General features: G+C 42.5%; 13 protein-coding genes, 2 tRNA genes and 1 rRNA gene. 4 read left to right on the top strand and 12 right to left on the bottom strand.

Translation table 11 applies throughout. The features are described from left to right. Positions 1–189: 189 nt before the first annotated feature. From M1F03_RS02825 to pepQ, 7 genes are all read right to left on the bottom strand, one after another. Positions 190–265: transfer RNA gene (locus tag M1F03_RS02825), tRNA-Ala, on the bottom strand. A gap of 132 nt (positions 266–397) precedes the next feature. Beyond that, positions 398–474 (bottom strand) — tRNA-Ile (locus M1F03_RS02820). Positions 475–540: 66 nt separating this feature from the next. Next, positions 541–2,080: ribosomal RNA gene (locus M1F03_RS02815) — 16S ribosomal RNA — on the bottom strand. A gap of 565 nt (positions 2,081–2,645) precedes the next feature. After that, positions 2,646–3,170 (bottom strand): menaquinone-dependent protoporphyrinogen IX dehydrogenase, encoded by a 525-nt coding sequence (gene hemG / locus M1F03_RS02810; RefSeq protein ID WP_251465047.1) that lies wholly within the window; start codon positions 3,168–3,170, stop codon positions 2,646–2,648. Positions 3,171–3,187: 17 nt separating this feature from the next. After that, complete coding sequence (trkH, locus tag M1F03_RS02805; protein ID WP_163860650.1) at positions 3,188–4,639, bottom strand: Trk system potassium transporter TrkH; 1,452 nt, start codon at positions 4,637–4,639, stop codon at positions 3,188–3,190. Between the two features lie 15 nt (positions 4,640–4,654). Further along, positions 4,655–5,281 carry an IMPACT family protein gene (locus tag M1F03_RS02800; RefSeq protein WP_154624678.1) on the bottom strand — a complete coding sequence of 209 codons (627 nt, stop codon included), beginning with the start codon at positions 5,279–5,281 and terminating at the stop codon, positions 4,655–4,657. Next, positions 5,281–6,615 carry a Xaa-Pro dipeptidase gene (gene pepQ, locus M1F03_RS02795; RefSeq protein WP_163860649.1) on the bottom strand — a complete coding sequence of 445 codons (1,335 nt, stop codon included), beginning with the start codon at positions 6,613–6,615 and terminating at the stop codon, positions 5,281–5,283. Before pepQ ends, M1F03_RS02800 begins: the two co-directional genes overlap by 1 nt. Before the next feature lie 258 nt (positions 6,616–6,873). On the opposite strand from pepQ, the gene fadB reads away from it, so the two are divergent. After that, complete coding sequence (fadB, locus tag M1F03_RS02790) at positions 6,874–9,066, top strand: fatty acid oxidation complex subunit alpha FadB (protein WP_251465036.1); 2,193 nt, start codon at positions 6,874–6,876, stop codon at positions 9,064–9,066. Between the two features lie 4 nt (positions 9,067–9,070). After that, positions 9,071–10,237 (top strand): acetyl-CoA C-acyltransferase FadA, encoded by a 1,167-nt coding sequence (gene fadA / locus M1F03_RS02785; RefSeq protein ID WP_251465035.1) that lies wholly within the window; start codon positions 9,071–9,073, stop codon positions 10,235–10,237. A gap of 385 nt (positions 10,238–10,622) precedes the next feature. Here the strand turns inward: fadA and fre are convergent, their stop codons facing one another. The 3 genes from fre to pepE all read right to left on the bottom strand — a co-directional run bounded on the left by fre (position 10,623) and on the right by pepE (position 13,647). Then, complete coding sequence (gene fre / locus M1F03_RS02780) at positions 10,623–11,324, bottom strand: NAD(P)H-flavin reductase (protein ID WP_154624674.1); 702 nt, start codon at positions 11,322–11,324, stop codon at positions 10,623–10,625. Positions 11,325–11,334: 10 nt separating this feature from the next. Continuing rightward, the gene (gene ubiD / locus M1F03_RS02775; RefSeq protein WP_251465034.1) at positions 11,335–12,807 is read right to left on the bottom strand and encodes a 4-hydroxy-3-polyprenylbenzoate decarboxylase; all 1,473 of its coding nucleotides are present in this window, start codon (positions 12,805–12,807) and stop codon (positions 11,335–11,337) included. A 114-nt stretch (positions 12,808–12,921) separates the two neighbouring features. Next, positions 12,922–13,647: a dipeptidase PepE gene (gene pepE / locus M1F03_RS02770; RefSeq protein WP_154624672.1), complete on the bottom strand. Its 726-nt coding sequence runs from the start codon at positions 13,645–13,647 to the stop codon at positions 12,922–12,924. Positions 13,648–13,813: 166 nt separating this feature from the next. Here pepE and rfaH point away from each other — a divergent pair, with 166 nt between their 5' ends. Further along, the gene (gene rfaH, locus M1F03_RS02765) at positions 13,814–14,308 is read left to right on the top strand and encodes a transcription/translation regulatory transformer protein RfaH (RefSeq protein ID WP_251465032.1); all 495 of its coding nucleotides are present in this window, start codon (positions 13,814–13,816) and stop codon (positions 14,306–14,308) included. A 116-nt stretch (positions 14,309–14,424) separates the two neighbouring features. Further along, positions 14,425–15,732 (top strand): IS4 family transposase, encoded by a 1,308-nt coding sequence (locus M1F03_RS02760; protein WP_318840129.1) that lies wholly within the window; start codon positions 14,425–14,427, stop codon positions 15,730–15,732. A gap of 62 nt (positions 15,733–15,794) precedes the next feature. On the opposite strand, the gene tatC is transcribed toward M1F03_RS02760, so the two are convergent. Both tatC and tatB read right to left on the bottom strand, forming a co-directional pair. Continuing rightward, entirely contained in the window at positions 15,795–16,571 is a 777-nt protein-coding gene (gene tatC / locus M1F03_RS02755; protein ID WP_318840076.1) for a Sec-independent protein translocase subunit TatC, read from the bottom strand. Between the two features lie 3 nt (positions 16,572–16,574). Next, entirely contained in the window at positions 16,575–17,117 is a 543-nt protein-coding gene (gene tatB / locus M1F03_RS02750; protein WP_163860646.1) for a Sec-independent protein translocase protein TatB, read from the bottom strand.

The raw sequence follows: 17,117 nt of genomic DNA, 5'->3' as shown, positions 1-17,117 counted from the left end.
CACTGCTCGCTCATGCCACTCGTTTGAATGACCGAAAACTTCAGGTTTGAAATTTTGAGAGACTCTCACATTGTTTAAGCGATAAACAATGTGCGTTGTTTCAATTTTCAGCTTGTTCCAGATTGTTAAAGAGCATAATTATTCGCAATAGACTATAACTAATCTATTCTGAATAATTCAAAAGTATTATGGTGGAGCTAAGCGGGATCGAACCGCTGACCTCCTGCGTGCAAGGCAGGCGCTCTCCCAGCTGAGCTATAGCCCCATAACAGGTTTATCAGTATCGTCTTTTCTTTAATCAAGAAATTAAAAGCCAAATCGAATTTAGGCAAGGCATAACTTGGCGACGTTTACGTGGGTAAACGAGCTAAGTTATAACGCAGTATTAATTCGATTTTGGTAGGCCTGAGTGGACTTGAACCACCGACCTCACCCTTATCAGGGGTGCGCTCTAACCACCTGAGCTACAAGCCTATTGATACCGTTGACTCTATTTCATCAGACAATCTGTGTGAACACTTCACAGAAACACTTCAATGGTAAGGAGGTGATCCAACCGCAGGTTCCCCTACGGTTACCTTGTTACGACTTCACCCCAGTCATGGATCACAAAGTGGTAAGCGCCCTCCCGAAGGTTAAGCTACCTACTTCTTTTGCAACCCACTCCCATGGTGTGACGGGCGGTGTGTACAAGGCCCGGGAACGTATTCACCGTAGCATTCTGATCTACGATTACTAGCGATTCCGACTTCATGGAGTCGAGTTGCAGACTCCAATCCGGACTACGACGTACTTTATGAGTTCCGCTTGCTCTCGCGAGGTCGCTTCTCTTTGTATACGCCATTGTAGCACGTGTGTAGCCCTACTCGTAAGGGCCATGATGACTTGACGTCATCCCCACCTTCCTCCGGTTTATCACCGGCAGTCTCCTTTGAGTTCCCGACCGAATCGCTGGCAACAAAGGATAAGGGTTGCGCTCGTTGCGGGACTTAACCCAACATTTCACAACACGAGCTGACGACAGCCATGCAGCACCTGTCTCAGAGTTCCCGAAGGCACCAAAGCATCTCTGCTAAGTTCTCTGGATGTCAAGAGTAGGTAAGGTTCTTCGCGTTGCATCGAATTAAACCACATGCTCCACCGCTTGTGCGGGCCCCCGTCAATTCATTTGAGTTTTAACCTTGCGGCCGTACTCCCCAGGCGGTCGATTTAACGCGTTAGCTCCGGAAGCCACGCCTCAAGGGCACAACCTCCAAATCGACATCGTTTACAGCGTGGACTACCAGGGTATCTAATCCTGTTTGCTCCCCACGCTTTCGCACCTGAGCGTCAGTCTTTGTCCAGGGGGCCGCCTTCGCCACCGGTATTCCTCCACATCTCTACGCATTTCACCGCTACACATGGAATTCTACCCCCCTCTACAAGACTCTAGCTGACCAGTCTTAGATGCCATTCCCAGGTTAAGCCCGGGGATTTCACATCTAACTTAATCAACCGCCTGCGTGCGCTTTACGCCCAGTAATTCCGATTAACGCTTGCACCCTCCGTATTACCGCGGCTGCTGGCACGGAGTTAGCCGGTGCTTCTTCTGTCGGTAACGTCAATCGTTGATGATATTAGCATCAACGCCTTCCTCCCGACTGAAAGTACTTTACAACCCTAGGGCCTTCTTCATACACGCGGCATGGCTGCATCAGGCTTGCGCCCATTGTGCAATATTCCCCACTGCTGCCTCCCGTAGGAGTCTGGGCCGTGTCTCAGTCCCAGTGTGGCTGATCATCCTCTCAGACCAGCTAGGGATCGTCGCCTAGGTGAGCCATTACCCCACCTACTAGCTAATCCCATATGGGTTCATCCGATAGCGCAAGGCCCGAAGGTCCCCTGCTTTGCTCCTTAGAGATTATGCGGTATTAGCCACCGTTTCCAGTAGTTATCCCCCTCTATCGGGCAGATCCCCATACATTACTCACCCGTCCGCCGCTCGTCAGCGAGAAGCAAGCTTCCCCTGTTACCGCTCGACTTGCATGTGTTAGGCCTGCCGCCAGCGTTCAATCTGAGCCATGATCAAACTCTTCAATTAAAAGTAGTCTGATGCTCAAAGAATTAAACTGTTTATCAATTCGCTTCTGTTCGGCTAACCTTGTCGGCTTCGCTCCGCTTTCCTCACCGTACCTCAGTACTGTCTCGGAAATGCTCACTCGCCTTCGCGTTATCCTTCCACAATCGAATTGCACATTGTTAGTTCATATATGAATTAACGTGTTAGTCACTCTTCAAGACTTAAAATCAAATATTTTTTTGATAGTGTCCTGTGAGTGCCCACACAGATTGTCTGATAAATTGTTAAAGAGCGTTGCGACTTTATCTTTCGATATTAACCGTTTAGGTTGTTGTCGCGAGGTGTCGTATACTACGTTTTTCTGTCAGAAAGTCAAGTGATTATTTTCAACTTTTTCTCTCTTTTTCACCTCAGTCATCACGAGGGTTTCTTTCTCAACCTGACCACCGAAGCGGTTTGTCGTGACAACGGATGCGCATTATAGGGAGTCAGAAAATTCTAGCAAGTGTTTTTTAAACTTTTTATTTCAACCGATGAAACATTAGACAAATCGCTTAAAATCATCACTTATTGCTAAAAATATGTACTACAAGCGTTCAAATTCTTGAGTAAATTGGCTGACCTTTTCCCAATCTGTGTATTCGATCTCTGTATTGGGGTCAGTAGGGCCATCGGTCATCTTCATAATAAAGCGAATCATTGTCTTATCAAACCAGCCATACTTGGGATACCTCAAAGCGCCAGCAAATACAGATTTTAATGTCGGCTTCCAAAGGCTTTTCTCTAAAAACTTACGCGTATAGGCATTTGTCTCTGGGGTATCTTTTCCTTCTTTTCTTGCCGTGAGGTTTACACCAAAGAAAGCCGTTTTCATCGCATTCAATTGCTGTTGATGCATATTAACAAACCGTACAAGTGATTTGTTAAAATGGCCATAGCGAATAGATGCCCCAACCAACACCTTCTCATAGGACGCTATATTGATATTCTTTTCAGTATTTAAATCACGAATATCACATTGATGCCCTAAGCTTCTTAATTGTTCAGCTATTTTTAAAACAATTTTTTTCGTTTGCCCATCAGTACTTGAATGCAAAAGTAAATAACTCATTCTTAATCCTAATATGGCTAATCACGCCAAAATGTTGGTGTGAATAACACTAATAATGTAAAGACTTCAAGACGACCAAATAACATGGTCACAACTAGTATCCACTTCCCAGTGGGGTTCATTGAGGTAAAGTTATCTGCAACGGTTCCAAGTCCGGGCCCTAAGTTATTTAACGTTGTTGCTATAGCAGAAAAAGCAGAAAACTCATCAACACCCGTCGCGATTAACAGAAGTAGACTCACTACAAATACCAATGCATAAGCAGAAAAGAATCCCCAAACAGCTTCAATGATCCTCTCAGGTAATGCTCTTTGGCCTAATTTTATGGTATAAACCGCATTAGGATGGACCAACCTTTTTAACTCTCGGGAACCTTGCAAAAACAGTAATAAAATACGGATAACCTTTAATCCCCCACCCGTCGATCCAGCACAGCCACCCACAAATGCCGCACATAATAGAAGCATGGGTAAAAATAAAGGCCATCCTGCAAAGCTATCAGTTGTAAAGCCTGCCGTTGTAGCCATTGAGACAACTTGGAAAAAAGCTTGATCAAGTGTCTGTCCGAAAGAACCATAGACTGAATGATAGAGTAAAACCAATGTACAAATAATAACGAGCACTAACTGAAAGCTAATAAATGTTTTAAATTCAGGATCACGCCAATAGATCCCTAAGCTACGTCCAGTTAATACCGCAAAATGTAAACCGAAATTACAACCCGATATCAGCAAGAAAATTGCAATAATGGTATTGATAGCAGGACTATTAAAATAGCCGACACTTGCATCATGAGTTGAGAAGCCGCCAATCGCTATTGTTGAAAAACTATGGGAAATCGCATCAAAAACATCCATTCCAGCGATCCACAGTGCGATAGCACAAATAATGGTCAGTAAGACATAAATCAGCCAAAGTGTTTTCGCGGTTTCCGCAATACGAGGACGCATCTTATTATCTTTCAGTGGCCCCGGCATTTCAGCTCGATAAAGCTGCATTCCCCCAACCCCCAATAATGGGAGAATAGCCACAGCGAGTACAATGATCCCCATGCCGCCAAGCCATTGTAACATTTGTCGATAAAATAAAATCGCTTTAGGCAGCGTATCTAAGCCTGTTAACGTTGTTGCACCCGTTGTCGTTAATCCAGAAAAAGACTCAAAGAAAGCATCCGTTATTGAGAGATTTGGCTTCTCAGAGAAAATAAAGGGTAATGCCCCTACGCTACCAAGAACTGTCCAAAATAATACTACGATTAAGAAACCTTCTTTTGCTTTAAGTTCATGTTTGCTATTACGGGTAGGGATCCACAAAAGCAGACCGATCACTAAAGCCGCAACAAAAGTTTGACTAAATGCTCGTCCAGCGCCATCACGATAAATTAACGCAACAATACCAGGAACAACCATGGTAAAAGAGAAAATAATGACGAGTAGCCCGACAATACGGGTTATTGCACGAAAATGCATTCGGCAGGTTCCTTGCTAACCAATTAACGATTCAGATTCCGGTATAAGCTCTAAAGCTCCGCGACTCATATCGCGTAATTTATCATTGACTTCGTGTTCTAAGGTAGCAGGAATTGCAATTCGCAAGAAAACTGTTTCATTGTATTCGCTATGCACAATCATACCATTCACTTGCGCAACCAACTGCTCGACCGTATTAATAAATGAATAATCACAAACGAGATGAAAAAATTTTTGGGGTACTTTCGTCTGTGTTGGTAATAACTTAAGTGCCTGTTGAGCTCCGTTACCGTAAGCTTTAACTAACCCCCCTGTGCCTAACTTAATCCCACCAAAATAACGCACAACGACGCAAGTAACCTCACCTAAATGACTTCCAAGTAATTGTGCCATTATTGGCTTTCCTGCCGTACCAGTCGGCTCGCCATCGTCAGAAAAACCAAGCTGCTGGGAGTCATCGGGACGCCCAGCAACAAATGCCCAGCAATGGTGCCGAGCATCTGGGTATTGTGCTTTAATCGATTGAATATAATCTTTTGCAGCATCAATACCATCGGTATGTGCAAGATAGGTAATAAAACGGCTTTTCTTAATTTCTTCTGTATAAGAAATAGATTCAGCCGGTATTAAATAAGCTTTCATTACGGTAATTGCAAATCTCGCGTCATATTTTCAACTCGATTATGGTGAATGATAATGTTGTCTTCAATACGAATACCACCATATGGCTTGAATTGTTCAATCTTTTCCCAATTAAAATATTGATTAAACTCGCTAGAACGCCAAGATGATAACAAGGATTCAATAAAATATAAGCCTGGCTCAATGGTTACGACCATTCTCGGTTCAAGTACACGAGTACAACGCAAGAATGGGTACATTTTCGGTGCGGCAAGTAATGTTCCCTCTTCATCTTGCATAAAGCCAGCAGCATCATGGACTTGTAGCCCTAAAGGATGGCCTAAGCCATGAGGTAAAAATGGCGTAGTGAGCCCTTTTTCCACCATAACTTCTTCACTTACCCCTTTAATTATTGAATGTTTTTTCAATAACTTGGCAATTCTATGATGCATATCGACATGATAATCCGTATAACGAACACCCGCTTTAATCGTGTCGATGAGTGATAACTGCTCTTTATTTAAATCAGCAACGAGTGCAGCGAAGTCACTTTTGCCTTTTGCTGCATAAGTGCGTGTGATATCTGCGGCATAGCCATTATATTCTGCACCCGCGTCGATCAAAAAGCTTCTAATCTCACTCGGCGCTTGTTGCTGTAATTTGGTGTAATGCAATACAGCCGCATTTTCATTCAGCGCAACAATATTACCGTAAGGAACATCGGTATCACGATGGCCTGTCGCCTGTAAGTAGCTAATATTGATATCAAACTCACTCATACCCGCTTGAAAAGCTTCAAATGCCGATAAATGGCCGTTTACCGCCATTTTCTGAGCTTCACGCATGCAGTACATCTCATAATCCGTTTTATATGAGCGGTGAAAATGGTAAAAATCAATAACAGGTTTTGGGTTAATGTTTTGTAAGCGAATACCTAATGATTCTGCTCTTTCTTTAGCAGAACCAATATATGCCATATTATCCTTAGAAAGATTCGCTAAAAATTGGCTAATATCGTCAGCATTTTTTAAATGAATAAGTTCAACTTCTTTTGTCCAGAAACTATTCGGTAGCGGTTCAACACTGTGCCAATAATCAACAGGTGAATAAAACCATAATTTAGGTTTATTTACGCCATCAACTAATAACCACGAATGTGGGACATCCGTTACAGGTACCCATGCTTTAAAGTGAGGATTGACTTTAAAGGGGTAATCACTGTCATCAAGGAAGATACGTAGAGGTTCACCAGAATGAATCAGTATGGCGTCTAGCTTGCTGCGCTGTAAGACTTGCTGAGTTGTTGTTTGCAAAGTTTTAATATGTTCAGCGTAGAGTGCAGTCAGTTTTTCCATTTCATTCAACCTTTCAGCTTTATTTAGAAAATGAAAGCTTAGCACGTTCTTTAATTTACTGGTATGCAGTCTAAACAGAAAACCCTTTAATTAATTGATTGGTAAATAAAATACTATTTTCATCAACCTGTATTCCTACTGTTTGCTGTGATCAACATTCCACTTTTGTTATTGATTATTTGCATTTTATTAACATTCTAGTCACACTCAATTCTATCTGGTCGTACCAGATGATAAAATCATCATAAGGAGAGCGGCATGCTTTATCAAAGTGAAACAATCTATGTTCAATGGTTGAAAACAGGTATTGCAGAACTCGTTTTTAACTCAGCCGAGCCAATAAATAAGTTAGATACTCATACCGTTGCTTCACTTGATGAAGCAGTTGCTACTCTTGAACAGCAAACAGAACTCTTGGGTGTTATTTTAAGATCTGACAAACCGGCTTTTATCGTTGGTGCTGATATCAAAGAATTTCTTTCTCTTTTTGAAGCACCAGCAGAAATGTTAAGTGAATGGCTAAGCTACGCAAATCGCATTTTTAATCGTATAGAAGATTTGCCTGTTCCTACTGTGAGTGCCATTAATGGCTACGCGTTAGGTGGCGGCTGTGAATGTATTCTTTCCACCGACTTACGAATTGCCTCTCCAGATGCTCGCGTAGGTTTACCTGAAACTAAGTTAGGTATTATGCCTGGCTTTGGTGGGTCAGTCCGTTTGCCTAGACTCATTGGCTTAGATAGCGCTCTCGAAATTATTACCGCAGGTAAAGATGTCAGTGCAGCCGAAGCGTTAAAAATGGGATTAGTGGATGCGGTTGTTGAAACAGAAAAACTCCCTCAAGCTGCATTAGAATTGATTGAGTCAGCTATTTCTGGGGCGATTAATTGGCAGCAACGACGTCAACCGAAATTACAACCATTGCAACTTAGTCCTATTGAGCAAACAATGAGCTTTAATGTTGCGAAAGGAATGGTTTATAAGGTTGCGGGAAAACATTACCCAGCCCCAATGGCAGCAGTCAATACTATTGAAAAAGCCGCTAATTGTTCTCGTGATGAAGCGCTAAAACATGAAATGGCCGCTTTTGTTCCCCTTGCACACAGTGACGTCGCTCGTTCATTAGTCAGTATTTTCTTAAATGACCAACAAGTTAAGTCTACTAGCAAACGACTTTCTCGCCATGTAGAAGCCCCTAAACATGCAGCCGTACTCGGCGCGGGTATTATGGGTGGCGGGATCGCCTACCAATCAGCCAGCAAAGGTGTATCTGTGCTGATGAAAGATATTAATGAAAAATCGTTAGATTTAGGCATTGAAGAAGCCCATAAGTTATTAAATGCTCAATTTGAAAGAGGCAAAATCAACGCTTCAAAAATGGCGAAAACTCTCGCATCCATTCACCCTTCTCTCTCCTACTCGGGCATTGAAAATGCACAAGTGGTCGTCGAAGCGGTTATTGAGAATCCTAAAATTAAAGCGGCTGTTCTCTCTGAAGTTGAGGCATTAGTTAGCCCTGAAACAATCTTAGCATCCAATACCTCTACTATTCCGATTACTGAACTAGCCAAATCACTGAAGAAACCTGAAAATTTCTGTGGAATGCACTTCTTTAACCCTGTGCACCGCATGCCATTGGTTGAAATTATTCGCGGTGAAAAAACGACCGATGAGACCATCGCTAAAGTTGTTGCCTACGCAAATAAAATGGGTAAAACCCCCATCGTCGTTAATGATTGCCCAGGGTTCTTTGTCAATAGGGTTCTTTTTCCTTATTTTGCAGGTTTTAACTTGCTATTACAGGATGGTGCCGACTTCAGAGAAATCGATAAAGTCATGGAAAAAGAATTTGGCTGGCCTATGGGCCCCGCTTATCTACTTGATGTTGTTGGGATCGATACAGCTTTTCACGCAGAACAGGTAATGGCTTTAGGTTTCCCTGAGCGTATGAGCAAGACCAATAAGAATGCCATCGATGTGATGTTTGAAGCGCAACGCTTTGGGCAAAAAAATGGCAAAGGTTTTTATCAATACGAAAAAGATAAAAAAGGAAAACCGAAAAAGGTCGATGACCCAGAGACTGATGCGTTATTAGCGTCAATTAGTAAAGGAAAACGTTCATTTACTAAAGAAGAGATCATCGCACGTATGATGATCCCAATGATCAATGAAGTCGTTCGTTGCCTAGAAGAAGGTATTATTCAAAGCCCAGCGGATGCTGACATTGCACTCGTTTATGGTCTTGGTTTCCCTCCTTTCCGTGGAGGCGCATTCCGCTATTTAGATACAGTGGGTACACTATCCTATGCTAAAACAGCTGAAACATATGTTCAATTAAGCCCACTGTATCAAATTCCTGAGGGTCTCAAAGAAAAATCACAGACCAATTCCAGTTATTATGCGCTGCCACCTGTAGTGGCAATTGATGTTAAAAAAGTTGCGAGAGGCTAATAGTATGGAAAATGTCGTTATTATCGATGGAATACGTACACCTATGGGGCGTTCAAAAGGCGGTGTATTTCGCCATGTCCGAGCGGAAGACCTCTCAGCACATTTAATGAATGTAATTTTTGAACGCAATCCTAACGCAAGCAAGAAAGACCTCGATGACATTATTTGGGGATGCGTACAGCAAACCCTTGAACAAGGTTTTAATATTGCGAAAAATGCTGCGTTACTGACTGATATTCCACACACCGTTCCAGCGGTCACTGTCAACCGTTTATGTGGTTCATCCATGCAAGCTTTGCATGATGCAAGCCGATTGATAATGACGGGTGATGCGCACTCGGTATTAATCGGCGGTGTTGAACATATGGGCCATGTTCCAATGACACATGGTATTGATTTCAACCCTAAATTAACACTACGAGTCGCAAAAGCAGCAGGCGCTATGGGTTTAACCGCAGAAATGCTGGCAAAAATGTATAAAATTAGTCGCGAAGAACAAGATGCATTTGCGCTCAGGTCACATCAACGGGCAACAGAAGCAACGAGAAACGGGCAGTTTAAGCAAGAAATAGCCCCTATTGCTGGGCATGATAGCAATGGCAATCTCTTTGCCGTGAATTACGACGAGGTCATTCGTTTTGATGCCAATCTTGAAAGCTTAGCGTCATTACGTCCCGTCTTTGATCCTGTCAGCGGTACTGTAACTGCGGGTAACTCATCGGCACTTTCGGATGGTGCATCAGCGATGTTAATCACTAGCGAAAGTTACGCGCATAAACAAGGGCTGAAGCCGAGAGCTAGAGTTCGCGCCATGGCTGTAGTCGGCTGTGATCCATCTATCATGGGCTTTGGGCCTGTTCCTGCAACAGAATTAGCGCTTAAGCGGGCTGGATTATCACTAGCCGATATCGATGTGATTGAGTTAAATGAAGCGTTTGCAGCTCAATCAATTGCCTGCCTAAAAGGGCTGAAACTACCTGAAAATCAAATTGATGAAAAAGTTAACCTTAATGGGGGTGCTATTGCACTAGGCCATCCTTTAGGATGCTCAGGAGCAAGGATAACAACCGCATTACTCAATCAATTAGAGCAAAAAGACAAACAATTTGGTCTAGCAACAATGTGTATAGGCTTTGGTCAGGGAATCGCAACCATCATAGAGCGTATATAACGTTTATACCCAAAATAGTTTGAATGGTAGTTTGCCAATAATAAAAGTGCGCTCAGAAAATTTATTTTATTACGTATTCTGAGCCACATTGCCAAGGCATATACCAATTGAAGTATCAAGGGTATACCGCTAGTTGCCGTCGTGTTGTTGTATGTTGTCAACATTCCCGCCTAGTCAGGGGCGGGCTTTTTATTTTGTGAAGCAATACGCTAAAGACAATTAGCCAACCAATGATATTGTTCCGCTGTCACTACAACCATTGCGAAAAGAGCATCATAGAATAAAAATCATCAATAAACACAATGAAAAAGCCTCAGTGGCATAATAAATTTCAATAGACGCCACATTCAGTCTCAATATATTCGAAACGAAGCCATTGCGTGTTTTAAATAAACTCGTAAGCATCACCGAACAGTTGCTCAGGTTTTGCATTACGCTCGGCACAAAAGCGTTCTCTAGCGATTTTTGCCATTTCAAAACGCCCTGCGATATAGATGTCATAAGAAGACAAATCGCCAAAGTCTTCTAAGACCGCGCTTAATACCGTTCCTGATCGTCCTCGCCATAACTCATCAGGCTGTTCTACAATGGGCACAATTTTTAAATTCGAGTAACGTTCACTCAGCGCCTGAAGCTCACCTAAATCATAAAGATGTTCTAATTGGCGCCCTCCCCAATAGAAAGTAATGTCTCGAGAAGGGTTCTCCATCAACGCAGCCAGTAATATTGAATGCGTGTATGAGAAACCGGTTCCCCCCGCAACTAAAATCATGGGGTTTTGGCTATTTTCTCTAAACCAAGCTTTACCGTGTGGGATATCAATATCAATGCGGCGTTGGTCTAAAATTCTATCCATCACCGCCATTGCATAAAGATTAATCTCCGAAGCCCCAATATGAAGTTCAATTGTTTCGTTATTCGCGGGTGTAGAAGCCATGGAAAATGGGCGCTTATCACGTTCGTCCATTACCACCATAAGATACTGGCCCGCTTTAAAATGAAAAGGACCATCCGGCAACAAAATAACCCGATATACAGTATCAGTTATGGACTCAACAGATGTGACTTTGCAGCTCAAAGTTGCCATGGATCCCCTCTTATTTTTCAAAAATATTCAATTGTTCCCAAATATCATCTATACGCGACTTCACTTTTTCATCCATTACTATTGGTCTGCCCCACTCCCTGTTTGTTTCCCCAGGCCATTTATTGGTGGCATCTAGCCCCATTTTCGAGCCTAAACCTGACACTGGTGAAGCAAAATCAAGATAGTCAATCGGTGTATTTTCCATCATAACAGTATCACGGGCAGGATCCATACGTGTGGTTATCGCCCAGATCACATCTTTCCAGTCACGCGCATTGATATCATCATCACAAACAATGACAAATTTTGTGTACATAAATTGGCGAAGATAAGACCAAACCCCCATCATGACGCGTTTTGCATGACCTGCGTATTGTTTCTTCATGGTGACAACCGCGAGGCGATACGAGCAACCTTCAGGAGGCAAATAAAAATCAACAATTTCTGGGAATTGCTTTTGCAAAATAGGCACTAAAACTTCATTTAGTGCTTCACCAAGTACGGCTGGCTCATCAGGTGGTCTGCCTGTATAGGTGGAATGATAAATGGCATTGTGACGCTGTGTAATATGAGTCACTGTAAATACAGGGAAACTATCGATTTCATTATAATAACCGGTATGATCCCCATAAGGTCCTTCGGGGGCAAGCTCTCCCGGCTCAATATACCCTTCTAAGATAATCTCAGCCCCAGCGGGCACCTCAAGGTCATTAGAAATACATTTAACAACCTCTGTTTTATTACCGCGCAATAATCCTGCAAAGGCATATTCAGATAATGTATCCGGAACGGGTGTCACTGCCCCCAAAATAGTTGCAGGATCTGCTCCTAGCGCAACCGCCACGGGGAACTTTTCCCCCGGATGCTGTTGGCACCACTCTTGGTAATCAAGAGCGCCACCACGGTGTGAAAGCCAGCGCATAATGACTTTATTTTTACCTAACACTTGCTGGCGATAGATACCTAAGTTTTGGCGTTCTTTATTCGGACCTCTCGTGACGGTTAATCCCCACGTAATGAGTGGCGCGGCATCCTCAGGCCAACAATGCATCACAGGAATTTTAGTCAGATCGACATCATCACCAGTCCAAATTTGCTCTTGGCAAGGTGCTGAGCTTAGCCGTTTCGCCGGCATATTCAATACTTGTTTAAATTTAGGTAATTTATCGAATAAATCACGGAATCCCTTCGGGGGATCTGGCTCTTTCAGGAAAGCAAGCAACTTACCCACATCATGTAAGGCTTTGATATCTTCTTGCCCCATCCCCATGGCAACGCGTTTAGTCGTACCAAACAGATTGCATAAGACAGGCATATTATACCCTTTGGGGTTTTCAAATAATAATGCCGGGCCCCCTGCTCTAAGCGTGCGATCGGCTATTTCCGTCATTTCGAGGTAAGGATCGACTTCCATCGTAATACGTTTTAATTCGCCTTGCTTTTCAAGCTGGGCAATGAAGTCTCTTAGGTCACGGTATTTCATTGTCATCTTTTACTATTACAGAGGGAGTCTCATTATAAGACGTCCGGCAAAGGTTACAAGTTACCCATAAAAACTATTTGTAATCAATATGTTTATCTCTAAAAACTGATTACTTTACTGACAAACAAATGGAACCAGTGATTTTAATGATAAAGTATCAAACTGTTCAGGAAATACCTGATTGTGCTTAAATAATTTAAAACCATCACCTTTTCCACTGAAATACTCCAGTGTATTCCCCTTAATTTGTAACCCACTGCCTTCCCTTAGCGCAACAACGACTTCATGTGGGTTGATCACACAAAATTCTTGCAATCTTTCATCGCGAGTTTCCCCCATATGACCAGAGATATGCGCATCAATATAATGAGGATTTATTTGCAATGGAAAGAGCCCCAAAGATGGCATAATTGCCGCATTACTCACTGGCATATCATTGGTTGTACGAATACTGGGTGTCGCGACATTACAACCTGCACTCCAACCAATATATGGCACATCACGTTCTCTCACCGCACGCTGAATAGCCACAATAAGCCCATTTTCATGCAGACATTTATTTAACCACCAAGTATTACCCCCGCTAACAAGAATACATTCCGCTTGTTCAATTGCTTCTACAGGACTAGAGAAATGCTCTATCGAGGTGACTTTGATCCCTAAAGATTCACTTAGCTGTTCCGCACGTTCATCATGCGAACCGCGTAATATTGCATAAGGCACTAATACTGCTGACTTAATATTTTTACGGGCAATCATTTCGTGAATACGAGGTAATGCGTAGCTTAGCCATACTGGATTATTAGGAAGCTTACCATTACTTAATAAAAATATTTCCATGCTGTCTCCTAGATAACGAGTTGTTATACTATGGTTAACTCTCTTGAGTAAGTTTAAGTTAATATATGTTTCTGATTCTGAATGATATTCTTACTTAATGGATTAGTCACATTTTTATGTGTTAATTTGTTATGATGAGCATAATTTTGTCGCGTGGGTTAGAAAAATGGAAAAGTGGTATTTGCTATATTGTAAACGAGGGCAAATTGATAGGGCCATAGAGCACTTGAATAGGCAAAGTGTCATTTGCATGACCCCGATGACAGAGATAGAAAAAGTGGTTAGAGGAAAACGGGTGACAGTACAAGAAGCTCTATTCCCTAACTACCTATTTGTGAAATTTGATCATAATGACATCCATACGACAACAATCCAATCAACACGAGGTGTAAGTCATTTTGTGCGTTTTGGGCAACTACCTGCCGTTGTACCCGATGAAATTATGGAGCTCTTGCAACAGGCTCCACTGTCTCATCTTGTCGCCCCTGAAACACCAGTGCATGGTGATAATGTTTTAATTACAGAAGGTATTTTTTCCGGTATACAAGCTATCTATGATGAGCCAAATGGTGAGTCTCGATCCATCTTATTGCTGAATATTTTAAATAAAAATGTATCTAAAGTGCTTGATAACTCTCAATTTAAAAAATTACCTCAATAGAAATAAAAAGGCCCACATCGAGTGTAATGCCGATCAGTTAAGAACTAAATAATGAGTTGAACGATCCTACAGTTCTGCAAAAATCCGTAATCATTCCAAAAATTACGGATTTTTTTATGTTACTTAGCCAAGCACTCGAGACTGTTCAGGCTTTCTCTCCAACAGAATTTACAGCCCTTTCGGACCTCCTTTCCGCTGAACTTATTGATGAATGTCTCGTGGATGCTGGGGTTGTTACGATAAGAAAACGCCGTCTTCCGATGGAAATGATGGTATGGGCTGTAACAGGAATGTCCCTTTTTCGTTCTCTTTCCATGGCGCAACTCGTTTCTCATTTAGACATTGTTTTACCAGGTAACCGGCCTTTCGTTGCACCAAGTGCCGTTGTTCAGGCACGTCAACGGCTAGGGGAAGATGCAGTCCGTAAAGTATTTGAGAAAACAAGTCAGCTCTGGCTTGATAAACTGCCATTATCACACTGGAACGGATTAACCCTAATGGCTGTCGATGGCACATTATGGCGTACACCAGATACCCCTGAAAATGATGCCGTATTTGGGCGAACAGCCAATGAACACTCACGTTCTGATTGGCCGCAACTTCGCATGGTTTGCCAGATGGAGATCACAAGCCATCTGATTTCGGGCGCACATTTTGGTAGCGTTTCCGAGGTGAGCGAAATTGGCCTTGCTGCCAAATTGACAGAGCAAACCCCGGATAGTTCTCTGACCATTTTTGATAAAGGATTTTATGCTCTGGGGTTACTTCACCATTGGCAGTCCTCTGGCGTAGAGAAACACTGGATGCTCCCATTACGTAAAGGCTCACAGTACCTAGTCGTAGAGAAACTCGGCTCCGGAGATGAGTTAGTTGAATTACGTCTATCCCCTCAAGCACGCAAAAAATGGACTAACGCTCCAATGATATTGAGAGCTCGATTGATAACAAAAGACGTGAATGGGAAGAGGGTTCAGATATTAACATCAATGAGTGATCCACTTCGATACCCCAACGCCGATATTGTCGACCTGTATGGGCATCGTTGGGAAATAGAACATGGCTTCAGAGAAATGAAGCAGCATATGTTGAATAATGAACTCACATTGAGGAGCAAAAAGCCCGTCTTAGTAAATCAAGAGTTATGGGGAATGGTACTCGCGTATAACTTACTGCGGTTTATGATGGCTCAGATGGCATACAGCTTGAAAGATACAGAGCCCTATCAGATGGGATTTAAACAAACTGCGATATACCTGAGTGCCCAACTGAGCCTGCTTCCCGCGGTTGCTCCGGGAAACATACCAAAATTCATTAATGGGATATTGGCAATGACTAGAAGTTTTGTTCTACCGAGTCGACGACAAAGGCATTACCCTAGGGCGGTAAAGAAAAAGCCGCAACGATACCCGTTACGGCGATATTAATGACTTAACTGACAAGCATTACCACATCGAGTGGGCTTTTTTGTTAATTCAATAGTTATGAACTAAGAATCTTCTTTTTCTTCGTTTTCTTTGTTTTCTTCTTCATCCGCCTTCTGTCGACCTTTACCTACATAAAAGTTAGATAAAAGTACCCCCAACTCAAAGAGTAAGTACATCGGAACGGCAAGTAAAGTCTGAGAGAGAACGTCTGGTGGCGTTAGGAACATCCCAACAATAAATGCACCAACTAAAATATATGGGCGTTTACGTTTTAATGATTCCGGTGTTGTCACTCCCGTCCAGCATAAGAGAATAATGGCTATAGGTACCTCAAATGCGGCACCAAATGCCATAAATAGCGTCATAACAAAACTGAGATATTTGCTAATATCCGGAATAAAATTAACGCTATCGGGTGTCGTTTTCACAAAAAAGCCGAATGCTAATGGAAAAACCACAAAATAAGCAAATGCCATTCCTAAATAGAAAAGGAAGCTGCTCGAAACCAACAAAGGCAGCATTAATCTACGTTCGTGCTTATATAACGCAGGTGCTATAAACGCCCAAATTTGATACAGAATGACCGGTATTGATACAAATATCGATACCATCATTGTCAGTTTAATTGGGGTAAAGAATGTAGATGCCACATCTGTCGCACTCATTTGAGAACCAACAGGGAGCTTATCAATCAAAGGGGCGGCAACTAACCGATAAATGTCATTTGAGAAGTAAGCCAAAGCAGCGAAAACAATCAAAACCGTAATCAAACAGTTTAGCAGCCGCTTCCTGAGTTCAATGAGGTGGCTAATAAGTGGTTGTGTATCATTTACAGCCATGTTCTATTTTTCGCTTTCAGTCTGATTAGGATTTTTTTTCGTTGTCGATGCCGTTTGTTGAGCGTCGTCGCTTTGCGCTGATAACGTTACTGGCTCTTCAACCACTTCTGCCATTTTTGCTGCATGTTCAGGATCAGGGTCTGACTCTTGAGTTTTTGAAGCATTGTTTTGAGCATCTTTAACTGCACTATCATAGTTGTCAGTTAATTCTTTCGCTTTTTGCAATTCGCTTTCAACACCCTCTGTCGTCGCTTGATAACCTGATTTTAATGATTGTGCTGCTTGGCGAAGCTCATCCATAGATTGTTTTAGCTCAGGAGAAAGCGTTTCCATACCAGCTTTCTCCTCAACTTTTTTCAAGGTCTCTTGCAATTCTTGCAATTTGAGTTCTTGTGACAATTCATTTTGCACATTAGCGGCTAAAGAGCGCATAGCACGGATCCAACCAGCAACAGTTCTCACTGCCACTGGTAGACGCTCAGGGCCTAATACGACAAGACCAATAACTGCAACAAGCAGCAGTTCACTGAAACCTATGTCAAACAC

The sequence above is a fragment of the Providencia sp. PROV080 genome (genome assembly GCF_033688105.1).
Lineage (GTDB): Bacteria > Pseudomonadota > Gammaproteobacteria > Enterobacterales > Enterobacteriaceae > Providencia > Providencia zhejiangensis.
Note: the sequence above shows the minus strand (reverse complement) of the source record. Positions and strands in the feature narration are given on the sequence as shown.

What these genes read in the sequence shown, in the direction of transcription:
- hemG (WP_251465047.1), bottom strand. Translation starts at nt 3,170, where the DNA reads ATGAGTTATTTACTTTTGCATTCAAGTACTGATGGGCAAACGAAAAAA.
- trkH (WP_163860650.1), bottom strand. Translation starts at nt 4,639, where the DNA reads ATGCATTTTCGTGCAATAACCCGTATTGTCGGGCTACTCGTCATTATT.
- M1F03_RS02800 (WP_154624678.1), bottom strand. Translation starts at nt 5,281, where the DNA reads ATGAAAGCTTATTTAATACCGGCTGAATCTATTTCTTATACAGAAGAA.
- pepQ (WP_163860649.1), bottom strand. Translation starts at nt 6,615, where the DNA reads ATGGAAAAACTGACTGCACTCTACGCTGAACATATTAAAACTTTGCAA.
- fadB (WP_251465036.1), top strand. Translation starts at nt 6,874, where the DNA reads ATGCTTTATCAAAGTGAAACAATCTATGTTCAATGGTTGAAAACAGGT.
- fadA (WP_251465035.1), top strand. Translation starts at nt 9,071, where the DNA reads ATGGAAAATGTCGTTATTATCGATGGAATACGTACACCTATGGGGCGT.
- fre (WP_154624674.1), bottom strand. Translation starts at nt 11,324, where the DNA reads ATGGCAACTTTGAGCTGCAAAGTCACATCTGTTGAGTCCATAACTGAT.
- ubiD (WP_251465034.1), bottom strand. Translation starts at nt 12,807, where the DNA reads ATGAAATACCGTGACCTAAGAGACTTCATTGCCCAGCTTGAAAAGCAA.
- pepE (WP_154624672.1), bottom strand. Translation starts at nt 13,647, where the DNA reads ATGGAAATATTTTTATTAAGTAATGGTAAGCTTCCTAATAATCCAGTA.
- rfaH (WP_251465032.1), top strand. Translation starts at nt 13,814, where the DNA reads ATGGAAAAGTGGTATTTGCTATATTGTAAACGAGGGCAAATTGATAGG.
- M1F03_RS02760 (WP_318840129.1), top strand. Translation starts at nt 14,425, where the DNA reads ATGTTACTTAGCCAAGCACTCGAGACTGTTCAGGCTTTCTCTCCAACA.
- tatC (WP_318840076.1), bottom strand. Translation starts at nt 16,571, where the DNA reads ATGGCTGTAAATGATACACAACCACTTATTAGCCACCTCATTGAACTC.